Origin of the sequence: Achromobacter sp. E1, assembly GCF_037039475.1 — a bacterium.
In the GTDB taxonomy this organism is placed as follows: domain Bacteria; phylum Pseudomonadota; class Gammaproteobacteria; order Burkholderiales; family Burkholderiaceae_B; genus Achromobacter; species Achromobacter mucicolens.
Genome location: NZ_CP146253.1, coordinates 5,638,792 through 5,659,369 on the forward strand (window position 1 = coordinate 5,638,792; position 20,578 = coordinate 5,659,369).

Genomic DNA, 20,578 nt, shown 5'->3' on the forward strand with positions numbered 1-20,578 from the left:
GTTCAGCGTTGCGCCTGGCTGCCGCATTCCGCGGGCAGCCGGACCGAATTCGCGGCATCAGGCACGTAGGGCTCGACGACTGGCTGCGACGACAGCCAGGCCGCCAGTGCGCCGATGTCGGCAGGCGTGAGCTTGTGGGAGATGTCGGCCATGCAGTCCGGCGCGGCGGCGCGGCGCAGGCCGTTCTTCCAGCTGCCGATCTGCGCGCCGATGTAATCGCGGGGCAGCCCCAGCAGGCCGGGAATCGCGGGCAGCATGCCCGAGAGCGCCGCGCCATGACAGGACGCACAGGCCGGCAGGCCGCGCGCCGCGTCGCCATCGCGGGCGAGCTTGCGGCCAGCCTCGAGCGTGGCCGCGGACACGTCCGCGCGCACGGGCGCCGGATACGGCACATGCTGGTCGGCAAAATACGCGGCCATTTCGCGCAGGTAGTCGTCGGGCAGTCCCGCCAGCAGGTGCGTCATGGGCCGGTACTGCCGCCGTCCGTCGCGGAAATTGAGCAGCTGGTGGTAGAGATAGTCTTGCGGCTTGCCGGCCAGCCGCGGGTAGTAGCCATCGGCCCCCGCCCTGCCCTGCGCGCCATGACAGGCCGTACAGGCCGCCACGCGCGCCGCCATGGTGTCGGGCTGCAAGACCGGCGGATCGGGCTGCTGCGCAAGCGCGGGCGCGGACATAAACACAACAGCCGCCGCGGCCAAGGCCCTTGGGATCGTCCAAAACCGCAGCAGTGAAACACTACAAGAGGAAATGAGGGCTAACATCTAGGTCGAATTCCAAACCCCGAATCGAGACGGCGGGGCGCGTAAAGTGGAACTGCGATGGAACCGCGGAGTTTGCGGCCCCTAGCTTACGTCAGGGCAAGCAGCAGGGAACAGAAGCAGTTCCTGAGTTTATGGCCATATCAGATGCTATCCCGCCGGCATCGTCCTGGAAAAGCGTGCCACAATCATGTCCATGTTGAAAGTCGTCCTCGTCACCGGCATTTCCGGCTCCGGCAAATCCGTCGCGCTGCGCATGCTCGAGGACGCAAGCTATACCTGCGTCGACAATCTTCCCGTCCGCTTCCTGACCGAGTTCATTGCCCAGGCGCGCGATGACGGCATGGAACGCGTGGCGGTCGCCATCGACGTGCGTTCGCCGGGCGAGCTTGCCGAACTGCCCGATGTGGTCACCGCGTTGCGCGCCATGGGCACCAGCCTGCGGGTCGTATTCCTGGATGCCAACACGGCCACGCTGGTGCAGCGTTATTCCGAATCGCGCCGCCGCCATCCGCTGACCGACCGCCTGCAGCGCGGCGGCACCGCGCCGTCGCTGACCGAGTGCATCGCCCTGGAAAGAGAACTGCTGGCGCCGCTGCGCGAGCAGGAACACGTCATCGACACCTCGGACCTGACGCCCGGCCAGCTTCGCGCCTGGATCCGCGACCTGATCAAGGCAGACCGCGCGCCGCTGGTGCTGACGTTCGAATCTTTCGCGTACAAGCGCGGCGTGCCCGGAGACGCGGACCTGGTGTTCGACGTGCGCTGCCTGCCCAATCCCCATTACGACCGCAATCTGCGCCCGCTGACGGGCCGCGACGAGCCCGTGGCCACGTGGCTCGCGGGATACGAGCAGGTGGGTCTGATGATCGACGACATCGCGGGCTTCCTGAAACGCTGGCTGCCGCTGTACACGCAGGACACCCGCAACTACCTGACCGTGGCCATCGGCTGTACCGGCGGCCAGCACCGCTCGGTCTACGTGGTGGAACAGCTGGCGCTGCGCTTTGCCGATCACGACCCGCTCCTGGTGCGCCACCGCACGCAACTGCCCGACGAAACCGCATGACGCTTTCCCGCCCCCTACATCTCATTTTCGTGCTGCTGCTGGCGATCGCCGTGGCAGGCTGCTCCACCAGCGGCGGACGCAAGAAGGGCGGTTACTACAAGGACGACGGGCCGGATGCCAATCCGCCGTCGAATCTGGACCAGATTCCAGACGCCGTGCCCAAGCTGGAACCCTACGCCAGCGGCGCAAACCGGCCCTATGTCGTGTTCGGTCAGCGCTACGTGCCGGACACGAGCGGAAAGCCCTACAAGAAGCGCGGCATCGCGTCGTGGTACGGCAAGAAGTTCCATGGCAACTCCACGTCGATCGGCGAGACCTACGACATGTATGCCATGACGGCCGCGCACACGACACTGCCGATTCCCAGCTATGCGCGGGTGACCAGCCTGGTCAACGGCAAGACGATCATCGTGCGGGTGAACGACCGCGGCCCCTTCCACAGCGACCGCATCATGGACCTGTCATACGTGGCCGCCTACAAGCTGGGCATCATCGGCCCGGGCAGCGGCCAGGTGGTCGTGGAAGCGATCCAGGCCGACGAGATCCGCCGGCTGGCCTCGCAAGGCGCGCCCGCGGCCCCCGCGCCGGAGCCGGAATCGGCCACGGGCTCGACGCCCGTGATGGCGCCCGTGGCCGCCACGCCAGTGGCGCTGACGCCAGAGCCCCTGGCGCCTGCCGCGCCCAGCCCAGCACCGATGCGCCCGGCGTCCGGCGTGGCCAGCGGCAGCGTCTACCTGCAGGTGGGCGCGTTCAGCCAGCCCGCCAATGCGCAGTCGTTGGTCAGCCGCATCAACACGCAACTGGGCGCCGAAGGCGCGCCAGCGGCGACGGTGGAACAGACCAACAATCTTTACCGGGTGCGGATCGGTCCGTATCCCGACCGCCAGAGTGCGCTCAATGCCGTGCCGCTCGTGTCGGACCGCATCGGCATTCTGCCGACCATCGCGTCGCAATAACGCACCGTAGTAGTTGGCCAAGCCGGCGGCCAAGTCAGCGCCCAAATAAGCGGCCGGGCGCCGGGCTTGCCTACCAGGACAGCTCTGCCTGCCCGTCGCAGACCCGGCGGGCGCGCGCGCTGCGGCTGAGATAGCGATTGCCCTCGTGGGCCAGCAGCGCCTGCTTGCGGGGCAACCCGCCGCCAAAACCCGTCAGCGACGTATCCGCGCCGATCACGCGGTGGCACGGAATGATGATGCTGATGGGGTTGCGGCCCACGGCGCCGCCCACCGCCTGCGCGCCCTTGGGCCGGTCCACGGCGCGGGCCAGCTCGCCGTAGCTGGTGAGCACGCCGAATTCCAGCGCGCACAGCGCATGCCAGACCTGATGCTGAAACGTCGTACCCACGGGGTCGAGCGTCACGTCGAACACGCGCCGCTCGCCGGCGAACCACTCGTCCAGTTCGCGCCGCGCCTGCTCCAGGAAGGGGTCTTTGTCGGACAGCGTCCAGCCTTCCGGCGACGGCAGCAGCGCCTGATCGGTGAACCAAGCGCCGCGCAACCCCTTGGGACTGGCGACCAGGCGCATCTCGCCCAGCGGCGTCGGCATGTCGCGATAGGTCAGCCGCTCGTTCGGGTCGGCCGGTTTGTTGGACACGAGCGTCGAATACGCCATGGATTATTCCTGCGTCTTCTTGCGCGCCAGGGCGCGGTTGTACAGGACGTCGCGAGGCTGGCCGGTCACCTTGGCGGCGACGCGCGCGGCGTCGCGCACAGACAGCGATTCCAGCAAGGCGTCCAGCAGAACGTCGTGGGCCGGGTCCGCGTCCTCGTCCGCGGCCGCTTCGGGCTCGGCATGGACGATCAGCACGAATTCTCCCTGCTCGCGGTGCGGATCCGCGGCCAGCCAGGCGGACGCCTCGCTCAGCCGGAAGGTGCCGATCTCTTCGAAACGCTTGGTCAGCTCGCGCGCCGCGGTCAGTTCGCGGTCGGGGCCGCACACCTCGAGCAGGTCGGCAAACGTGGCCGCCAGCCGGTGCGGCGACTCGAACATCACGACGGGCGCGGGCAATGCGCACCACTGGCGCAGCCAGCGCTGGCGGGCCACCGCCTTCGGTGGCGCGAAGCCCGCGAAGGCGTAGGCGGGGTTCTCGTCCGTAGTGACGCCGCTGCCCATCAGCGCGGCGATCACGGCGCTGGGGCCGGGCACTGGCACCACGGCATAGCCGGCGGCGCGCACCGCCCGGACCACCCGCGCGCCGGGGTCGCTGACCGCGGGCGCGCCGGCGTCGGACACCAGCGCCACGCGCTGGCCTTGCGCCAGGCGCTCGCAGATGGCCTGCGCCGCGGCTGCCTCGTTGTGGCGGTGCGCCGCCATGAGCGGCGTGCCCACGCCCCAGGCATCGAGCAGCGTGCGGCTGGCGCGCGTGTCTTCGGCAGCAATCACGTCAGCCCGCTGCAGGGCGTGCCAGGCACGCAGGCCCAGGTCGCCCAGATTGCCGATGGGCGTGGCCACGACATACAGCGTCGAGGCGGGCCAATGCTGGCCGGCCACGCGTTCCGACACGCGGGACCAGGCATCGCCGGCAACGGGAGGTGAGACGTTTTGATTCATTGCAGCCTGCAGACTCGGAAAACCATGTCAGTGTAGCCGCCTATGCCCGCTGCCTTTGGAATCCATGACGGACGACACCCTGCGCCTGGCCTGCGAACTTGCCCTGGCCGCCCGCCGCCGCGCCGCCAAACGCCGGCGGCGCACCGGACGCGCGCCGGCCGACCGTCCGCCCCCGCGCCGCTCGCCCACGCAGCGGCGCGGCGATCATCATGAAGCGGCCGCGCTGCGCCTGCTGCTGGCGCACGGCCTGACGCTGCTGGCGCGCAACCTGGCCTGCCGCGCCGGTGAAATCGATCTGGCCATGCGCGACGGCAACACGCTTGTCTTCGTGGAGGTCCGGGCGCGCGCCAACCGGCAGTTCGGCGGGGCCGCCGCCAGCATCGGCCGGGAAAAGCAGGCGCGGCTGGCGCGGGCGGCGGCGCTGTGGCTGCCCGAACTGGCCCGCCGCCACTGGCAAGGCGCGCCCCCGCCCGCCCGTTTCGACGCGGTGGTTTTCGACGACGGCGAGCCGGCCTGGCTACGCGGCGCTTTCTGGCTGCCCTGATCCGGCGCAGTCCGGCGCCGGCCCTAGGCGATCGTTGCGCGAGGACAGAACCGCGGCCCGGCCCCGTGAGATAATCGCGCCCATGGATATGACCTCTCGTATGACGTCGCACTTTCGCGACGCCATGGCCGCTCACGAACAAAGCATGAACGTCCTGGCCGAACCGCTGGCCGTGGCCGTGGACGTGCTGTTCGGCGCCCTGGCGAACAACGGCAAGATTCTGGCTTGCGGCAATGGCGGCTCGGCAGCCGACGCGCAACATTTCATCGCCGAGCTGGTGGGCCGCTTCGAACGCGAACGCCTGCCCCTCGCGGGCATCGCGCTCAATACCGACACCTCCATCCTCACGGCGGTCGGCAACGACTACGGCTTTGACGAAGTCTTCGAACGGCAGGTCAACGCCTTCGGGCAGGCCGGCGACGTGCTCGTGGCCATTTCCACCAGCGGCAATTCGCCCAACGTGGTCCGCGCCATGGAAGCCGCCAGCGCACGCGAAATGCACGTCCTGGCCCTGACCGGCAAGGGCGGCGGCGTCATGGGGGAACTCATTACCCCGATGGACGTCCATCTATGTGTTCCCAGCGATCGCACCATGCGCATCCAGGAAGTCCATATTCTGCTGCTGCACGCGCTGTGCGACGGCATCGACGCTCTTCTGCTTGGAGACACCGAATGATTCTTGACGTCAGACCCGCAGTCCGCCCGCTGATGCTTGCCGCCGCGCTGTCCACCGCGGCGCTTTCGCTGACGGCCTGCGCGCCTTTGATCGTGGGCGGCGCCGCCGCCACCACGGCGGTGGTCGTCACCGACCGCCGCACGTCCGGCGTCCAGCTCGAAGACCAGAACATGGCGTTCAAGGCGCAGAACCTGATCTCCCAGAAGCTGGGCGATACCGCACGCGTCAATGCCATGGCCTACGGCGGCCACCTTCTGCTGACGGGCGATGTGCCCTCCGAAGAAGCCAAAAACCAGGCCACCACCATTGCCCAGGGCGTGGAAAACGTAAAGCAGGTCATCAACCAGCTGAACGTCGGGCCCATCGCGTCGTTCGGCGTGCGCTCGAACGACACCTGGCTGACCTCCAAGGTCAAGACCGCTCTGCTCAACACCAAGTATGTGCCCTCAGGCACCATCGCCGTCACGACCGACCGCGGCGTCGTCTACCTGATGGGCAAGGTCACCCAGGCCGAAGGCGACTACGCCGCCAACGCCACCGCCGACGTCGGCGGCGTGACCAAGGTGGTCAAGCTCTTTGAAACCATCAGCCGCGAAGAAGCCATCCGCCTGTCGGGCAGCGGCTCCAAACCGGCAACCACGGAAAGCAAGGCGCCCATCGAAAGCGGCACCGGTCCGGCCACCGACAATGCGGCCGGCAGCGGCGGCACGAGCGGCGGCGTCGAAGCAATGCCCATCAAATGAAAAAAGCCATCGTAGCGCTTGCAGTTCTCGTCGCAGTCGGCATCGGCGCATGGTTCGCCATGCGCCCGGCCCAGACCGCCCCCGACGTTACCTTCACCACCCTGGAAGGCAAGACGTTCTCGATGCAGGACCTGCGCGGCAAGGTCGTGCTGGTCAAATTCTGGGCGACCAGCTGCGTCACGTGCGTCAAGCAAATGCCCGACACCATCTCCGCCTACAACGAGTATGCGGACAAGGGGTATGAGGCCATTGCGGTCGCCATGAACTACGACCCGCCCAACTTCGTGCTGAACTTCGCCGAGACCCGCAAACTGCCGTTCCCCGTTGCGCTGGACACCAAGGGCGACATCGCGCGTGCCTTCGGCGACATCCGCCTGACGCCCACGGCGTTCCTCATCGACAAAGAGGGACGCATCATCAAGCGTTATCTGGGCGAATACGACAAGGCCGAATTCCACGCCACGGTGGAAAAGGCACTGGCCGCCGGCTGATCCGCCCACGCAAGCAGCCCCCAAACAAAACGCCGCCCGCAAAATAACGGGCGGCGTTTTGTTTGGGGCATGCCGATGGGCGGGAGCGGGCGGCTCACGGCCCCCCCGCGCCGTGCATCAGAAGGCGGGAACCACCGCGCCTTTGTACTTTTCCTGGATGAAGGTCTTGACCTCCGGCGAGTGCAGCGCGTCGACCAGCTTCTTGATGCCCGGGGCATCCTTGTTGTCGCTGCGGGTGACCAGCACGTTGGCGTAGGGGGAATCGGCGCCTTCGATGAACAGGGCGTCCTTGGTCGGCACGAGGCCGGCTTCCAGCGCGTAGTTGGTGTTGATCAGCGCCAGATCCACGTCGTCCAGCGCACGCGGCAGCATGGCCGCTTCCAGTTCGCGGAACTTCAGCTTCTTGGGGTTCTCGACGACATCCGCGGCCGTGGCCAGGATGTTGGCCGGGTCCTTGAGCTTGATGACGCCCTGCTTTTGCAGCAGCACCAGTGCGCGGCCGCCATTGGACGGATCATTGGGAATGGCGACCGTGGCGCCGTCCTTCAGGTCCGACAGGCTCTTGATCTTCTTGGAGTAACCGCCGAAGGGCTCGACGTGGACCAGCGCCACCGGCACGAGGGTCGCCTTGCGGTCCTTGTTGAAACTGTCCAGGTACGGCTTGTGCTGGAAGAAGTTGGCGTCCAGCTGCTTGTCCGCCAGTTGCAGGTTGGGCTGCACGTAGTCGCTGAACACCTTGATGTCGAGCTCCACGCCTTCCTTGGCCAGCTTGGGCTTGACCACTTCAAGGATCTCGGCGTGCGGAACCTGCGTGGCGCCGACGACCACCTTCTCGGCATGGGCCGCATTGGCGGCAACCAGAAGGACCGACGCCGCCAGAGCGGAACGGACGAAGTTCAAACGCATGTCTTGCCTCTTTTATGTATGAAAAACGGGGATAGATGTCCCCGCAGGTTCGGGCGAGCCCCCTTTTGCGGGGCCAACCGTTGTGAAAACGCCCCCAATTTACCTGAATGCCGGTTATTTGTCGGGCATAAGGACATGGCTTTCCAGCATAAGAAACCTGAGGGGACTACAATCCGTCGTATGCTTGCGCTAGCCGCGTTCCAACCGCGTTCTTGTGCAGGCATTTTTTTAACGCCCGCTAACTTACCTGTTATTTATTTGCCGACTTAGCTGCCATGACCGACACCCCCGACCCTGCTGCCGTTTCGTCTCCCGCCGTCAAAGCCGCCGTGCTGTCCGAGGCTCTGCCGTATATCCGACGATTTCACGGCAAGACCATCGTGGTCAAGTACGGCGGCAACGCCATGACGGAAGAGCGATTGCAGCGCAGCTTCGCGCACGATGTCGTGCTGCTCAAGCTGGTGGGTCTGAACCCGGTGGTGGTCCACGGCGGTGGTCCGCAGATCGATGACGCCCTGCGCCGCATTGGCAAGCAAGGCACCTTCATCCAGGGCATGCGCGTCACCGACGCCGAGACCATGGAAGTCGTGGAATGGGTGCTGGGCGGCCAGGTCCAGCAGGACATCGTCATGATGATCAACGAGGTCGGCGGCAAAGCCGTGGGCCTGACCGGCAAGGACGGCGGCCTGATCCAGGCCCAGAAGAAACTGATGGCCAACAAGGACAACCCGTCCGAGCCCATCGACATCGGTTTCGTGGGCGACATCACCATGGTCGAACCGGCCGTCGTGAAGGCCCTGCAGGACGACCAGTTCATTCCCGTCATCTCGCCCATCGGCTATGGCGAAGACGGCACGGCGTACAACATCAATGCCGACGTGGTCGCCGGCAAGATGGCCGAAGTGCTGGGCGCCGAGAAGCTGCTGATGCTGACCAACACCCCCGGTGTGCTGGACAAGGGCGGCAAGCTGCTGCGCAGCCTGTCCGCCCAGACCATCGACGAGCTCTTTGCCGACGGCACGATCTCCGGCGGCATGCTGCCCAAGATCTCGTCCGCGCTGGACGCAGCCAAGAACGGCGTGAATTCGGTGCACATCGTCGACGGCCGCGTGCCGCACTGCCTGCTTCTTGAAATCCTGACCGACCAGGGCGTCGGCACGATGATCAGCTCGCACTGATGCAGCCCGATTCCGCAGCACTGCGTGCCGTGAGCCTCTCATGATGCAAGCGCGTCGCCAGCTGCTGCGGCCCGCGGTCCGCATGCGCCGGTCGCGCGGGATCGCCACGGGCGCGCCCGAGCGCCTGTGGCTCTTCGACCTGGACAACACGCTCCACGACACCTCACACGCCATCTTCTCCAAAATCGATCACGGCATGACGATGGCGGTGGCCGAGGCGCTCAACGTGGACGTGGATGCCGCCAACCTTGTGAGGTCGCAGTACTGGAAACGCTACGGCGCCACCATGATCGGCATGGTGCGGCACCACGGCGTCAATGCGCATGAATTCCTGCATCGCAGCCATGACTTCGACGTCGCGCCGCTGATGCGGTCGGAAAAGGCGCTCGCCGACAAGCTGCGCCGCCTGCCCGGCCGCAAGGTGCTGCTTACCAACGCGCCGCTGCACTATGCGCGGTCCGTCCTGTCGCACCTGGGCATCCTGCGCCAGTTCGACAGCCTGTGGGCCATCGAGCACATGCGGCTGCATGGCCAATACCGTCCCAAGCCCTCGGCGGCGCTACTGCGCTACGTGCTGGCGCGCGAAGGCGTTCCCGCCCACCGAGCCGTGCTCGTGGAAGATACGCTCGCCAACCTGCGGGGCGCCCGCGTGGCGGGCTTAAAGACGGTCCACGTCTACCACCCCGGCACGCCCTTTGGCCGCGGACGCTCGCACCGCCCGGCCTACGTCGACTTGCGGGTAAACTGCGTCAGTGATTTGTTGTTACGCCGACGCCCCCTGCGGGCCTGACGGCGCGCTCCACTCCCCCTCCACCCGTCATCCTGCGCGAAGCAGTCCCTTCCATGGCGAGCAAACCCGGCGAGCGCAAGACCCAGATTCTGCAGACTCTGGCCGAAATGCTGGAGCAGCCGCACGCGTCCCGCATCACCACGGCCGCACTGGCCGCGCGCCTTGAGGTTTCCGAAGCCGCCCTCTACCGGCACTTCGCCAGCAAGGCGCAGATGTTCGAGGGGCTGATCGAATTCATCGAAACCAGCATCTTCACGCTGGTGAACCAGATCGCCACCGCCGAACCCTACGGCGTGCCCCAGGCGCACAAGACGGTCGCCATGCTGCTGACCTTCTCGGAACGCAACAAGGGCATGACGCGAGTGCTGACCGGCGACGCGCTGGTCACCGAAGACAACCGGCTGCAGGAACGCATCAACCACATCAATGATCGCATCGAGGCGTCGCTAAAGCAGTCGCTGCGCATCGCGATCACCGACGGCGGCCTGCCGCAGGAAGCCAATGTCGCCGCGCACGCCAGCCTGCTGACGCATCTGGTGCTGGGCCGCTGGCTGCGCTACGCCCAAAGCGGATGGCGCGTCACGCCCACGCTGCATCTGGACGAACAACTGCGCCTGGCCTTGGGCTGAACCGCCTGCATTAGCGTCATTTCACGGAACAATGCGCGCGGCCCTTGCTGGGCAAAACGCATCCATCGTGACCCGATTGGTTCGTGTAAATGCAACACTCACTTGCTTGCCCCACGCAGGGGGCGACGAGCATAATGCCCGGGACAAGTTTTCCACAAGCGCTGTTCTCCGCTTGCTTGATGTTCATCAATACGGGTTTTCCTCAATGCCGTCACGATCATCCTGTAGCGTCGACACACCGATTTGATTGACCCCGTGCTCGCGGGCGGTGTTTCGTCAGTTTGACCTCAACCGGAGAAGGATATGGCCGCGGAAACCGCAGTCCCCGCCTCGCAAGCCCCCAAAAAAGCCAAAATACCCATCGGGCTCATCGCCGGCATCCTCGTGATGATCGGCGTTTTAATGATGCCCCTGCCCGCTGACCTGCCCGTTGCAGGACACCGCATGCTGGCTATCCTGGCGTTTGCCGTGGTCGTCTGGATCACTGAAGCCGTCTCCTACGAAGCCAGCGCCATCATGATCACGACACTGATGGCCTTTTTGCTGGGCACCGCACCCACCATCAAGGATCCCAACGTGCTGTACGGCACGTCGGCCGCCATCAGCATGGCGCTCACCGGCTTCGCAAATTCGGCGCTGGCGCTGGTCACCGGCGCCCTGTTCATTGCCGCCGCCATGACCTTCACGGGGCTGGACCGCCGCATCGCGCTGGTCACGTTGTCCAAGGTTGGCACCAGCACGCGCCGCATCCTCATCGGATGTATCGCCGTGACGATCGTGCTGAGCCTGGTCGTGCCCAGCGCCACCGCGCGCAGCGCCGCCGTGGTTCCCATCATGATGGGCGTGATCGCGGCCTTCGGCGTGGACAAGCGCTCGAACATCGCCGCCGGCATCATGATCATCGTGGCCCAGGCCACCAGCATCTGGAACGTCGGCATCCAGACCGCCGCGGCGCAGAACCTGCTGACGGTCGGCTTCATGGAAAAGATGCTGGGCGAACGCGTGGCCTGGTCGGACTGGCTGATCGCCGGCGCCCCCTGGTCGCTCATCATGTCGGCCGTGCTGATCGTCATCGTGCTCAAGCTGCTGCCGCCTGAAAGCAACAGCATCGCCGGCGGCAAGGAAGCCGTCGAAAAGTCGCTGCTCGACCTCGGTCCCATGACTGGCGCGCAAAAGCGCCTGATGGCTGTGTCCATCATGCTGCTGCTGTTCTGGTCGACCGAAGGCAAGCTGCACAAGTTCGACACCACCTCGACCACCTACTTCGGCCTCGTGCTGCTGATGCTGCCGCGCTTTGGCGTGATGACATGGAAAGACGTGCAATCGCGCATCCCATGGGGCACGGTGATCGTGTTCGGCGTCGGCATCAGCTTGGGCACGGCGCTTCTCACGACGCAGGCCGGCCAATGGCTGGGCAACCAGGTGGTGCATCACACCGGCCTGGACCACCTTGGCCCGCTCGCCATCTTCGCCATCCTGGCCGCCTTCCTGATCGTGATCCACCTGGGCTTTGCCAGCGCCACTGCGCTGACCTCGGCCATGCTGCCCATCCTGATCTCGGTGCTGGCAACGCTGCCGGGCGACTTCAGCCGCCTGGGCATGACGATGCTGCTGGGTTTCGTGGTCAGCTACGGTTTCATCCTGCCCATCAACGCACCGCAGAACATGGTGTGCCTGGGTACCGAAACCTTCAACGCCAAGCAGTTCGCCAAGGTCGGGATCATTGTGACGATCGTCGGCTACCTGCTGATGCTGCTGATGGGCATGACGTACTGGCGCTGGCTGGGCTGGCTGTAAGGAATCTTCATGAAGATCACGATTGCCCAAGCCAACGAATACGGCCGCCGGGTGCTGATGGCACAAGGCGTGCCCGAGGACATCGCCCGCGACGTGGCCGAACACCTGGTGGAGTCCGACCGTGTCGGCTACACCAGCCACGGCCTGTCCATCCTGACCAACTACCGCCGCGTGTTGTCCGAGGGCCTGGCCCAACCCGACGGCCGCCCCGAACTCCTCAACGACCGCGGCGCCATGCTGGCCTACGACGGCCACCACGGACTGGGCCAGTACGTGGGCAAGGTCGTCATCGAAAAGGCGATCGAGCGCACACAGGAACACGGCCAGTGCATCCTGACCCTGCGCCACAGCCATCACCTTGGCCGCATGGGCCATTTTGGCGAAATGGTGGCGGCCAAGGGCCTGATCCTGCTGGCCTTCACCAACGTGATCAACCGCTCGCCCACCGTCGCCCCGTTCGGCGGCGCGCAGGCGTGCCTGACCACGAACCCGCTGTGCTTTGCCGGCCCCCTGCCCGGCGGACGTCCGCCGTTCATCGTGGACATGGCCACCAGCTCGATCGCGGTGAACAAGGCGCGCGTGCTGGCGGCGAAGGGCGAACAGGCGCCGCCGGGGTCGCTGATCGATGCCGACGGCAACCCAACGACGGACCCGGGCGCGCTCTTCACCGACCCGCCCGGCGCACTGCTGCCATTCGGCGGCCACAAGGGCTACGCGCTGGGACTGGTGGCCGAACTGCTTGCCGGCGTGCTGTCCGGCGGCGGCACCATCCAACCGGAACATCCACGCATCGGCGTGGCGACGAACAACATGTTCGCGCTGCTGCTGGATCCGCAGGTGGACTTCAATACGGATTGGCGGTCGATGGAAGTCGGCGCCTTCATCGACTACCTGCATGCGTGCAAACCGCAACCCGACGTGGAAGCGGTGCAGTATCCGGGGGAGTACGAGGCTCGCAATCGGGCGGTCAATGCGAATTCGGTGGAGTTTGACAGCCGGATTTGGGACGGGTTGACGAAGTTGGCCGTGGAGCTTGGGGTGGCTGAAGCGTTGCCGTGAGTCAGGTTTTGAAACGGCGGCGTTGAAGCGGGGTTGGTGTTAGCGATGGCAGTTTCAATGGCGAAACGTTGAGGCTGGCATTCATGCGGGTTCTTTTGACGCCCGTCGCAGCGGGGGCTGGGGCGCGCGGGGCTACGATTGCGGTCCGGAGCCTTCGCTCCGGACTGCCCCGTCCTCAACCTCGTACGCCTTCGGCTCCCTTCGGTTTCCGTCGGGCGCATCTACACGCCCCGCGCACCCCAGCCCCCGCTACGACGTGCTCCAGCCGCTTCAGCTTTACTGGCGGCGGGACGGGTTGGGTTCTTTAGGTTCTTGCCCACGGTGGGGGGAGAGAGAAAGATCTTGCGGTGCCCGCCCCCGGGCGGCCGCGCGGGCGGCCTTCGGGGGCTTACGCGGCGTCTTGCGGCGTGGTGATGACGCTTCGCGTGTGGCTGCGACTGTTCAAGGTGTCTGACACCCTGGTGAGATTTCCGTCATACCAAGTGCTTCTCCCTTGGGTGTCAGACACCGGCAGAAAGCCGACACTCATTCCGCTGTCCGAACCCAACTGCAAATCGCGCTCGGCTCGCCATTATTCGTCACTTGAACGCCAGTGCCCGATGGGCGGCGCGCGTACGGGTCGGCAAGTTGTGGCCGGCGGCCGATGCGCGCCGACCATCACCGCCCCTCCCCCTTGTTCGTGGTGCCATCAGCACACCAACCTCCGCCAGCGCGAAGCGCACACCGCCACGACGTCCCACCGGCCCGATGCCGATTGCCGCCGCCCGGGCGGCAGCAATTCGGCGGCCCCGCAAATCCCCTTCCCTGACCACAGGTCTTGCAGCGCCCCAAACCAAAGACCCTGGCAGCACGGCGTCGCGGGCACCGTGGGTGCGAGCGCCGTCGATGCGCCCGAGGGAATCTGAAGGGAGCCGAAGGCGGACGAAGATGACAACGGGGAAGTCCGGAGCGAAGGCTCCGGACCGCAATCGTGGGCGATCGTGCCCACGGTGACCGCGGCGTCGGGCGACCTACGAAGAAGTCCGTAGCGCAAAGACTATCGCCCTATGCAGAGCGCCAAGACACAAAGACTATCGACCTACGAAGCACGCCAAGGCACGAAGACCATAGACCTACAAAGCACCCCACGGCACGAAAATCATCGCCCTAAGAAGCACTCCAAGTCACAGAGACATCGACCGACGAAGAACAACCATCAACATCAAGTCTTCACAGACCGATGCCGACTAATACTCATCATGATCCCAAACGCAATCCCCATCGTGAACAACGCCGTCCCCCCGTAGCTCATGAAGGGCAACGGCACCCCCACCACGGGCAGGATCCCTGTCACCATGCCCACGTTCACGAAGACATAGATGAACAGCATCATCGTCAGCGCGCCGGCCAGCAGGCGGCCGAATTGCGATGAGGCGCGGGACGCGATCGTCAAACCGCGCGCCATCATCAGGCCGTACAGCACCAGGATTGCGATGCCGCCGTACAGACCGAATTCCTCGGCGTACACCGCGAAGATGAAGTCGGTCGTGCGTTCGGGGATGAAGTCCAGGTGCGTCTGCGTCCCCTTCATGTAGCCCTTGCCGTAGACGCCGCCGGAGCCCACCGCGATCATCGATTGGATCGTGTGAAAGCCCTTGCCCAGCGGATCGGAGCTGGGATTGAGCAGCGTGCAGACCCGGTGCTTCTGGTAATCGTGCAGCACCACCCAGTCCACGTCCGGCTCGCAGAGCTGGTCTTCGTAGTAGACCAGCGTGCCGATGGCAATGATGCCAGCCAGCATGACCGGCACCAGCAGCTTGAACGAGAGGCCGGCAAAATAGATTACGAAAAAGCCGGCGCCGAACACGAGCAGCGCCGTGCCCAGGTCGGGCTGCAGCACGATCAGGCCGAAAGGCGCGGCCAGCATCGCGGCCGCGGCGAGGAAGTCGCGCACGCGGACTGCGCCTTCGTGACGCTGGAAGTACCAGGCCAGCATCATCGGCACCGCGATCTTCATCATTTCGGACGGCTGGATGCGCGTCACGCCCAGGTTCAGCCAGCGGGTCGCGCCCTTGCTGGTCTCGCCGAAGAATTCGACGCCCAGCAGCAGCACCACCCCCACCACGTAGAACGGCAAAGCCAGCTTCATCAGCAGCTTCGGCGGAATCAGCGCCATCGTCCACATCGCGAAGAAGGCGATGATGAAATTGCGAGACTGCTCCGCAAAGCGCCAGTCGGTGCCGCCGACGGCCGAGTGCATCACCGTCAGGCCCAGCGCCGCGAACATCATCAGGATCGCGAGCAGCGGCCAGTCGAAGGCCGTGAAGACGCGCAGCAGGATCAGGCCAAGGCGCTTCATTGTTGGCGCACCAGGTCGGAGGCGATGTCGTCGACGGTCGCCATGGTGTCCGCGCGCTCGGGACGAACGATCTTGTCCTGGCGGTCCTTGGCCAGCCAGTAGTCGAAGACCTTGCGCGCGACGGGGGCCGCCACGCTGGCGCCCCAACCGGCGTTCTCGACGATCAGCGCCACGGCGATGCGCGGGTGCTCAAGCGGCGCGAAGCCCATGAACAGCGCGTGGTCGCGCAGGCGTTCGTCGATGGCGCTGGCGCGGTAGTGGCCGCCGCGCAGGCTGAACACCTGCGCGGTGCCGGTCTTGCCGGCGGCCTGGTAGGGCGTGTTGGCGAACGCGCGCCGCGCCGTGCCGGCCCGCACGACGTCAGCCATGGCATTTTTGATGACGTCCACATTGGCCTGCTTGAGCGGAATGCGATAGTCGGGCGGCGACTCGGTCGGCTTGGCCACACCCGAGCGCGGATCGCGCACCGCGTGCACCAGGTGCGGACGGCGGTACAGCCCGTTGTTGGCCAGCGTGGAGGTGCCCTGCGCCAGTTGAAGCAGCGTGAACGCGTTGTAGCCCTGGCCCACCGCGACGGAAATGGTCTCTCCCGCGTACCAGCGCTGGCGCTCCTTGTCCTTGTAGGCCGCGCGCTTCCAGTCGGTGGACGGCAGCACGCCGCGCTTTTCGCCTTCCAGGTCGATGCCCGTGATCTGGCCAAACCCGAACTGCTTGGTGAAATCGTGCAGCGCGTTCACGCCGATTTCCGGCCCCAGCGAATAGAAATAGGTGTCGGAGGACACGACGATGGCCTTATGCATGTCCGTCATGCCATAAGCCGCGCCGCCGGCGTTGCGGAACTTCTGTCCGCCGAATTCGTAATAGCCCGGGTCCGAGATGCGGTCGGTCGCGCGGCGCTTGCCCAGTTCCAGCGCGGCCAGACCCACAAAGGGTTTGTACGTGGAGCCGATGGGATAGGTGCCGTACAGCGGACGATTGATCAGGGGATGGTCGGGCGATTCGTTCAGCATGCGCCAATTGTCGACATCGATGCCGTCCACGAAGAGGTTCGGATCGAATGACGGCTGCGACACGAAAGCCAGCACTTCGCCCGTGTCCGGATCGATGGCAACGAGCGCGCCACGCTGGCCTTCGAACGCCTCTTCGGCCACCTTCTGCAGTCCCATGTCGATGGACAGCATGATGTCCGAGCCAGGAACCGGATCGATGCGGCGCAGCGTGCGCATGGGCCGACCGCCCGCCGTCACCTCGACTTCTTCAAGGCCGGTGCGGCCGTGAAGTTGTTCTTCCCACGTCTTTTCGATGCCCTTCTTGCCGATGACCTCGGTGCCGCGATAGTTTCCCAGTTGCCCGGCGCGGTCCAGTTCCTCGATGTCGTTGTCGGCGATGCGGCCGATGTAGCCCACCACGTGCGCGGCCGACACGCCCTGCGGATACTCGCGCACCCAGCGGGCGCGCAGTTCCACGCCCGGAAACTGGAACGCGTGCGCGGCAAACCACGCGGCCTCGGTCTCGTTCAGGTTGTTTCGAAGCTGCAGGCTGGCGTAGCGGCTGGACTCGGCGGCGCGACGCTTGAAGCGGCGCTGGTCGGACGGGCTGATGTAGACGACTTCGGTCAGGCGCTCGAAGAGTTCGTTCATGTTGCCCGCGTGGGCCGGCACGACTTCGAGGGTGTAGGTGCGGTAGTTGCGCGCCAGGACTTCGCCGTTACGGTCCAGGATCTCGCCGCGGCGCGGGGGGATCGGCACGACCGCGATGCGGTTGCGGTCGGCGCGTTCGGACAGGCCTTCGTAGCGGTCGACCTGCAGGTACCAGAACCGGCCCACCAGCACGCCAAAGCACACCAGCGCGAAGGCGCCGCCCACCCACGCGCGCAGGCGGAAGCGCTGCTTCTGCTGCTGGCCGGTTTTCTTGAATTCAAACATGACGCGACGCCGCCGTCAGGCGGATGAGGATTCGGCGTCGTCGACACCACGTTGCGGCAGGTGCAGCACCCAGCCCGCCAGCGGCCACAGGGCGGCGGTCAGCAGCACGCTGATGCCCCAGTCCCAGCCCGGCCATTTGCCGGCCAGCCACGCGTGGATGATCTGGGTGACAAAGCGCGCAATGAAGAACACAGGCAGCATGTGCATCGCCTGGCTCCAGAGGTCGAAGCGCTGCAGCCGGCGGTGCAGGACCACCGCGCCGTAGGCGACGAGCGTGTACGACAGCGCATGCTCGCCCAAGAGGCCCGCGTCGTGCACGTCCATCAGCAGGCCGAAGAAGAAGGCCGTAAACAGGCCCACGCGGCGCGGCTCGTGCACGCACCAGAAGGCGATGATGAGCAGCAGCACGTCGGGCGCGCCCTGCCACAGGCGCCACGGCAGCAGCGACACCAGCCACGCGAGCAGCACGGTGCCCCACACGAAGAAGGCATGCGCGGGCCCCGACAGCCTGTCGGGCTGCACGTTGCTGGGCGTGCCAAGGCGGCGCGGAGACTGCCCTGCGGCTTGTTGGTTAGTCCGATCCACCGGAATCGACCTCCTGACGGTTGGACTCGGCGCGATCCACATCCACCTGCAGAACCAGGAAGTGGCGATAGCGTTCGGGGTGGGCCAGGGGTTCACACACGGCGCGCGCGAAACCGGATGCGGTATCGCGTTCGACCGAGGTCACCTTGGCCACGGGCAGGCCGGCGGGAAAAAGACCGCCGACGCCGCTGGTGACAATAGTATCGCCTTCCTTGATGTCGGCATTGGCCGCCAGGTAACGCACTTCCATCTTGCCGGGGGAATTGCCGCCAAATGCAATCAGACGCAGTCCGTTGCGCAGCAATTGCACCGGGATGGAGACCTGCTCGTCGGTGACCAGGGCCGCCTCGGCGGTCATCGGCGTCACGCGGACGATCTGACCGACCACGCCGCCTTCGTCGATGACGGGCATGCCGGGGGCAAGACCGGCCTTGCTGCCCTTGTTGAAGACCAGGCGCTGGGTGAACGCGTTGGTGGGTTCGTACATGACTTCGACCACCACCGCGGACTGCGCCACGGTGTCGGTCACACCAAGCAGGCGGCGAAGCTGGGAGTTTTCGGCGGCGAGCTGGGCGGCGTGGGACGCGACCTGGGCAAGCTCGATGCGCTGGCGTTGCAGGGCTTCGTTTTCGCTGCGGATGAGATTGGCCGCGTTGACCCACTCATTGACTTGCTGGACGAGGTCGCGAGGCGCCATGACGGCGCGCTGGAAGGGATAAAGCGCCACGGCGATCGTCCGGCGCGCCGGCTCCAGCATGCGCCATTGTGAATCCATGACGATCAGGGCCAGGGCAAGGACGACCAGAACGACCAGCCGCACCTCTGCCGGTGGGCCGCGCCTGAATAGGGGGGGAGTCCCTTGTCGTTGCATGAATCTCAGCCCGGGCGCCCGCGTCCGAGGCCCCCGCAGCGGCCGGAGCCAGAAAAAAGCGGGGCTCCGGGCTGGCGGGCAATATTAGTCGTTGATGAAGATGGCGCCCAGTTTCTCAAGGTGTTCCAGCGCCTCGCCGCAACCGCGCACGACGCAGGTCAGGGGATCGTCGGCCACCACGACCGGCAGACCGGTTTCTTCTTGCAGCAGGCGGTCCAGGTCGCGCAGCAGCGCGCCGCCACCGGTCAGGGCGATGCCCTTGTCGGTGATGTCGGCGCCCAGCTCGGGCGGCGTCTGTTCGAGGGCGATCTTGACGGCGGACACGATCTGGTTGAGCGGATCGGTCAGCGATTCCAGGATCTCGTTGGACGAAACCGTGAAGCTGCGCGGCACGCCTTCGGCCAGATTGCGGCCCTTGACTTCGATTTCGCGGACTTCGGATCCCGGGAACGCCGAGCCGATTTCCTTCTTGATCAGTTCGGCCGTGGGTTCGCCGATCAGCATGCCGTAGTTGCGGCGGATGTAGTTGACGATGGCCTCGTCGAACTTGTCGCCGCCGACGCGCACGGAACCCTTGTAGACCATGCCGCCCAGCGAGATGACGGCCACTTCGGTGGTGCCGCCGCCGATGTCGACGACCATCGAGCCGCTGGCGTCGGACACGGCCAGGCCGGCGCCGATGGCCGCGGCCATGGGTTCTTCGATCAGGAATACGTGGGAAGCGCCGGCGCCGAGGGCCGATTCGCGGATGGCGCGGCGTTCAACCTGGGTGGAACCGCAGGGAACGCAGACGATGATCCGCGGGCTGGGCGCCAGCATGTTGCGGGGGTGCACCATGCGGATGAACTGCTTGAGCATCTGCTCGGTGACCGTGAAGTCGGCGATCACGCCGTCTTTCATGGGCCGAATGGCCTCGATATTGCCGGGAACGCGGCCGAGCATCTGCTTGGCTTCGTGCCCGACGGCTTGAATGATCTTCTTGCCGTGGGGCCCGCCTTCATGACGGATTGCGACCACGGAAGGCTCATCGAGAACGATGCCCTTGCCGCGGACGTAAATCAGCGTATTGGCGGTACCGAGGTCAATCGCCATATCGCTGGAAAAATAACTGCGCAGGAATCCGAACATGGGAGCTCAGCTAAATTCTGGGGGGAATTGGGGTCAAGCCGCGGGGCGTTTGGCCCGTAAAACGACGGGTCCGCCTGTCATCACGGCGATTAAACCGTGAATCATAACTTATAATTTCCCCGGAAATAGCGCATAAATGCAGGCTATTCAAGCTTTGTAACGGGTTTGGCATGTGCATACTGCCCACTCCCGCCCCGCGGCCTTCGCTCACCGATTTTTGCAATTCCCCATGGCGCTCAACGACAAAGATGTGGCCCGCATTGCCCGGCTGGCCAGAATCGAACTGACCCCCGACCAGCGCACCGTCGCGCAGGCCGAACTCAACGGCATCCTTCACTTGATCGAGCGGCTCCAGTCCGTCGATACGCAAGGCGTGGAACCTTTGGCCCATCCGCTGTCCGCCCACGAAGACATCGTATTGCGCCTGCGTGAAGACGCCGTGACCGAAGCCGGTTCGCAAGCCCGCCGCGAGGAACTGCTGGCCAATGCGCCGGATGCCCAGGACGGCCTGTTCCTGGTTCCCAAGGTCCTGGAATAAGTC

At 65.6% G+C, this 20,578-nt stretch carries 21 protein-coding genes; 12 read left to right on the top strand and 9 right to left on the bottom strand.

All coding sequences use genetic code 11. The features are described from left to right. Positions 1–2: 2 nt before the first annotated feature. Positions 3–674, bottom strand: a complete 672-nt coding sequence (locus V6V88_RS26000; RefSeq protein WP_226847480.1) for a c-type cytochrome — start codon at positions 672–674, stop codon at positions 3–5. 280 nt (positions 675–954) lie between these two features. Between V6V88_RS26000 and rapZ the strand changes: the two genes are divergently transcribed. Both rapZ and V6V88_RS26010 read left to right on the top strand, forming a co-directional pair. Further along, the gene (rapZ, locus tag V6V88_RS26005; protein ID WP_056319767.1) at positions 955–1,827 is read left to right on the top strand and encodes an RNase adapter RapZ; all 873 of its coding nucleotides are present in this window, start codon (positions 955–957) and stop codon (positions 1,825–1,827) included. Continuing rightward, entirely contained in the window at positions 1,824–2,783 is a 960-nt protein-coding gene (locus tag V6V88_RS26010) for a septal ring lytic transglycosylase RlpA family protein (RefSeq protein WP_223573502.1), read from the top strand. The genes rapZ and V6V88_RS26010 overlap by 4 nt, the downstream gene beginning before the upstream one ends. A 70-nt stretch (positions 2,784–2,853) precedes the next feature. Here V6V88_RS26010 and V6V88_RS26015 read toward each other — a convergent pair whose 3' ends face one another. Continuing rightward, positions 2,854–3,438 (bottom strand): methylated-DNA--[protein]-cysteine S-methyltransferase, encoded by a 585-nt coding sequence (locus V6V88_RS26015; protein ID WP_338616991.1) that lies wholly within the window; start codon positions 3,436–3,438, stop codon positions 2,854–2,856. A gap of 3 nt (positions 3,439–3,441) precedes the next feature. Continuing rightward, positions 3,442–4,377: a 16S rRNA (cytidine(1402)-2'-O)-methyltransferase gene (gene rsmI, locus V6V88_RS26020; protein ID WP_223573506.1), complete on the bottom strand. Its 936-nt coding sequence runs from the start codon at positions 4,375–4,377 to the stop codon at positions 3,442–3,444. 64 nt (positions 4,378–4,441) lie between these two features. Here rsmI and V6V88_RS26025 point away from each other — a divergent pair, with 64 nt between their 5' ends. The 4 genes from V6V88_RS26025 to V6V88_RS26040 all read left to right on the top strand — a co-directional run bounded on the left by V6V88_RS26025 (position 4,442) and on the right by V6V88_RS26040 (position 6,831). Beyond that, positions 4,442–4,921, top strand: a complete 480-nt coding sequence (locus V6V88_RS26025) for a YraN family protein (RefSeq protein WP_081100875.1) — start codon at positions 4,442–4,444, stop codon at positions 4,919–4,921. Positions 4,922–5,003: 82 nt separating this feature from the next. Beyond that, positions 5,004–5,597 carry a phosphoheptose isomerase gene (locus V6V88_RS26030; RefSeq protein WP_056319572.1) on the top strand — a complete coding sequence of 198 codons (594 nt, stop codon included), beginning with the start codon at positions 5,004–5,006 and terminating at the stop codon, positions 5,595–5,597. After that, a complete protein-coding gene (locus V6V88_RS26035) occupies positions 5,594–6,340 on the top strand; it encodes a BON domain-containing protein (protein WP_062838932.1) in 747 nt (248 codons plus the stop codon). Before V6V88_RS26030 ends, V6V88_RS26035 begins: the two co-directional genes overlap by 4 nt. Further along, positions 6,337–6,831, top strand: a complete 495-nt coding sequence (locus V6V88_RS26040) for a TlpA disulfide reductase family protein (RefSeq protein WP_056319566.1) — start codon at positions 6,337–6,339, stop codon at positions 6,829–6,831. The genes V6V88_RS26035 and V6V88_RS26040 overlap by 4 nt, the downstream gene beginning before the upstream one ends. A gap of 117 nt (positions 6,832–6,948) precedes the next feature. Here the strand turns inward: V6V88_RS26040 and V6V88_RS26045 are convergent, their stop codons facing one another. Further along, positions 6,949–7,737 (bottom strand): MetQ/NlpA family ABC transporter substrate-binding protein, encoded by a 789-nt coding sequence (locus V6V88_RS26045; RefSeq protein WP_056319563.1) that lies wholly within the window; start codon positions 7,735–7,737, stop codon positions 6,949–6,951. A gap of 275 nt (positions 7,738–8,012) precedes the next feature. Here V6V88_RS26045 and argB point away from each other — a divergent pair, with 275 nt between their 5' ends. The 5 genes from argB to V6V88_RS26070 all read left to right on the top strand — a co-directional run bounded on the left by argB (position 8,013) and on the right by V6V88_RS26070 (position 13,190). Next, positions 8,013–8,915 (top strand): acetylglutamate kinase, encoded by a 903-nt coding sequence (gene argB / locus V6V88_RS26050; RefSeq protein WP_013396740.1) that lies wholly within the window; start codon positions 8,013–8,015, stop codon positions 8,913–8,915. A 43-nt stretch (positions 8,916–8,958) separates the two neighbouring features. Continuing rightward, entirely contained in the window at positions 8,959–9,705 is a 747-nt protein-coding gene (locus V6V88_RS26055; RefSeq protein ID WP_056319764.1) for a pyrimidine 5'-nucleotidase, read from the top strand. 53 nt (positions 9,706–9,758) lie between these two features. After that, positions 9,759–10,334: a nucleoid occlusion factor SlmA gene (gene slmA / locus V6V88_RS26060; RefSeq protein WP_056319559.1), complete on the top strand. Its 576-nt coding sequence runs from the start codon at positions 9,759–9,761 to the stop codon at positions 10,332–10,334. A 303-nt stretch (positions 10,335–10,637) separates the two neighbouring features. Then, the gene (locus V6V88_RS26065; RefSeq protein WP_152382895.1) at positions 10,638–12,131 is read left to right on the top strand and encodes a DASS family sodium-coupled anion symporter; all 1,494 of its coding nucleotides are present in this window, start codon (positions 10,638–10,640) and stop codon (positions 12,129–12,131) included. Between the two features lie 9 nt (positions 12,132–12,140). Next, complete coding sequence (locus tag V6V88_RS26070; RefSeq protein ID WP_280003803.1) at positions 12,141–13,190, top strand: Ldh family oxidoreductase; 1,050 nt, start codon at positions 12,141–12,143, stop codon at positions 13,188–13,190. Between the two features lie 1,201 nt (positions 13,191–14,391). Here the strand turns inward: V6V88_RS26070 and rodA are convergent. From rodA to V6V88_RS26095, 5 genes are all read right to left on the bottom strand, one after another. Then, positions 14,392–15,528, bottom strand: coding sequence for a rod shape-determining protein RodA (gene rodA, locus V6V88_RS26075; RefSeq protein ID WP_056319549.1), 1,137 nt, complete (start codon positions 15,526–15,528; stop codon positions 14,392–14,394). Continuing rightward, a complete protein-coding gene (gene mrdA / locus V6V88_RS26080; RefSeq protein ID WP_056319545.1) occupies positions 15,525–17,453 on the bottom strand; it encodes a penicillin-binding protein 2 in 1,929 nt (642 codons plus the stop codon). The genes rodA and mrdA overlap by 4 nt, the downstream gene beginning before the upstream one ends. Before the next feature lie 15 nt (positions 17,454–17,468). Next, positions 17,469–18,038 carry a rod shape-determining protein MreD gene (gene mreD / locus V6V88_RS26085; RefSeq protein ID WP_056319542.1) on the bottom strand — a complete coding sequence of 190 codons (570 nt, stop codon included), beginning with the start codon at positions 18,036–18,038 and terminating at the stop codon, positions 17,469–17,471. Next, positions 18,025–18,909, bottom strand: a complete 885-nt coding sequence (gene mreC / locus V6V88_RS26090; protein ID WP_056319540.1) for a rod shape-determining protein MreC — start codon at positions 18,907–18,909, stop codon at positions 18,025–18,027. Before mreC ends, mreD begins: the two co-directional genes overlap by 14 nt. A gap of 84 nt (positions 18,910–18,993) precedes the next feature. Beyond that, a complete protein-coding gene (locus tag V6V88_RS26095; protein WP_006216320.1) occupies positions 18,994–20,037 on the bottom strand; it encodes a rod shape-determining protein in 1,044 nt (347 codons plus the stop codon). Positions 20,038–20,266: 229 nt separating this feature from the next. Here V6V88_RS26095 and gatC point away from each other — a divergent pair, with 229 nt between their 5' ends. Continuing rightward, positions 20,267–20,575 carry an Asp-tRNA(Asn)/Glu-tRNA(Gln) amidotransferase subunit GatC gene (gene gatC / locus V6V88_RS26100; RefSeq protein ID WP_056319538.1) on the top strand — a complete coding sequence of 103 codons (309 nt, stop codon included), beginning with the start codon at positions 20,267–20,269 and terminating at the stop codon, positions 20,573–20,575. Positions 20,576–20,578: the final 3 nt, after the last annotated feature.

Bases quoted from the DNA above. Each gene is read 5' to 3' on its own strand.
- V6V88_RS26010 (WP_223573502.1), top strand. From the start codon at position 1,824: ATGACGCTTTCCCGCCCCCTACATCTCATTTTCGTGCTGCTGCTGGCG.
- V6V88_RS26070 (WP_280003803.1), top strand. From the start codon at position 12,141: ATGAAGATCACGATTGCCCAAGCCAACGAATACGGCCGCCGGGTGCTG.
- rodA (WP_056319549.1), bottom strand. From the start codon at position 15,528: ATGAAGCGCCTTGGCCTGATCCTGCTGCGCGTCTTCACGGCCTTCGAC.
- V6V88_RS26055 (WP_056319764.1), top strand. From the start codon at position 8,959: ATGCAAGCGCGTCGCCAGCTGCTGCGGCCCGCGGTCCGCATGCGCCGG.
- V6V88_RS26000 (WP_226847480.1), bottom strand. From the start codon at position 674: ATGTCCGCGCCCGCGCTTGCGCAGCAGCCCGATCCGCCGGTCTTGCAG.
- V6V88_RS26030 (WP_056319572.1), top strand. From the start codon at position 5,004: ATGGATATGACCTCTCGTATGACGTCGCACTTTCGCGACGCCATGGCC.
- argB (WP_013396740.1), top strand. From the start codon at position 8,013: ATGACCGACACCCCCGACCCTGCTGCCGTTTCGTCTCCCGCCGTCAAA.
- rapZ (WP_056319767.1), top strand. From the start codon at position 955: ATGTTGAAAGTCGTCCTCGTCACCGGCATTTCCGGCTCCGGCAAATCC.
- V6V88_RS26065 (WP_152382895.1), top strand. From the start codon at position 10,638: ATGGCCGCGGAAACCGCAGTCCCCGCCTCGCAAGCCCCCAAAAAAGCC.
- V6V88_RS26040 (WP_056319566.1), top strand. From the start codon at position 6,337: ATGAAAAAAGCCATCGTAGCGCTTGCAGTTCTCGTCGCAGTCGGCATC.
- V6V88_RS26015 (WP_338616991.1), bottom strand. From the start codon at position 3,438: ATGGCGTATTCGACGCTCGTGTCCAACAAACCGGCCGACCCGAACGAG.
- slmA (WP_056319559.1), top strand. From the start codon at position 9,759: ATGGCGAGCAAACCCGGCGAGCGCAAGACCCAGATTCTGCAGACTCTG.
- rsmI (WP_223573506.1), bottom strand. From the start codon at position 4,377: ATGAATCAAAACGTCTCACCTCCCGTTGCCGGCGATGCCTGGTCCCGC.
- V6V88_RS26095 (WP_006216320.1), bottom strand. From the start codon at position 20,037: ATGTTCGGATTCCTGCGCAGTTATTTTTCCAGCGATATGGCGATTGAC.
- V6V88_RS26025 (WP_081100875.1), top strand. From the start codon at position 4,442: ATGACGGACGACACCCTGCGCCTGGCCTGCGAACTTGCCCTGGCCGCC.
- mreC (WP_056319540.1), bottom strand. From the start codon at position 18,909: ATGCAACGACAAGGGACTCCCCCCCTATTCAGGCGCGGCCCACCGGCA.
- gatC (WP_056319538.1), top strand. From the start codon at position 20,267: ATGGCGCTCAACGACAAAGATGTGGCCCGCATTGCCCGGCTGGCCAGA.
- V6V88_RS26045 (WP_056319563.1), bottom strand. From the start codon at position 7,737: ATGCGTTTGAACTTCGTCCGTTCCGCTCTGGCGGCGTCGGTCCTTCTG.
- V6V88_RS26035 (WP_062838932.1), top strand. From the start codon at position 5,594: ATGATTCTTGACGTCAGACCCGCAGTCCGCCCGCTGATGCTTGCCGCC.
- mrdA (WP_056319545.1), bottom strand. From the start codon at position 17,453: ATGTTTGAATTCAAGAAAACCGGCCAGCAGCAGAAGCAGCGCTTCCGC.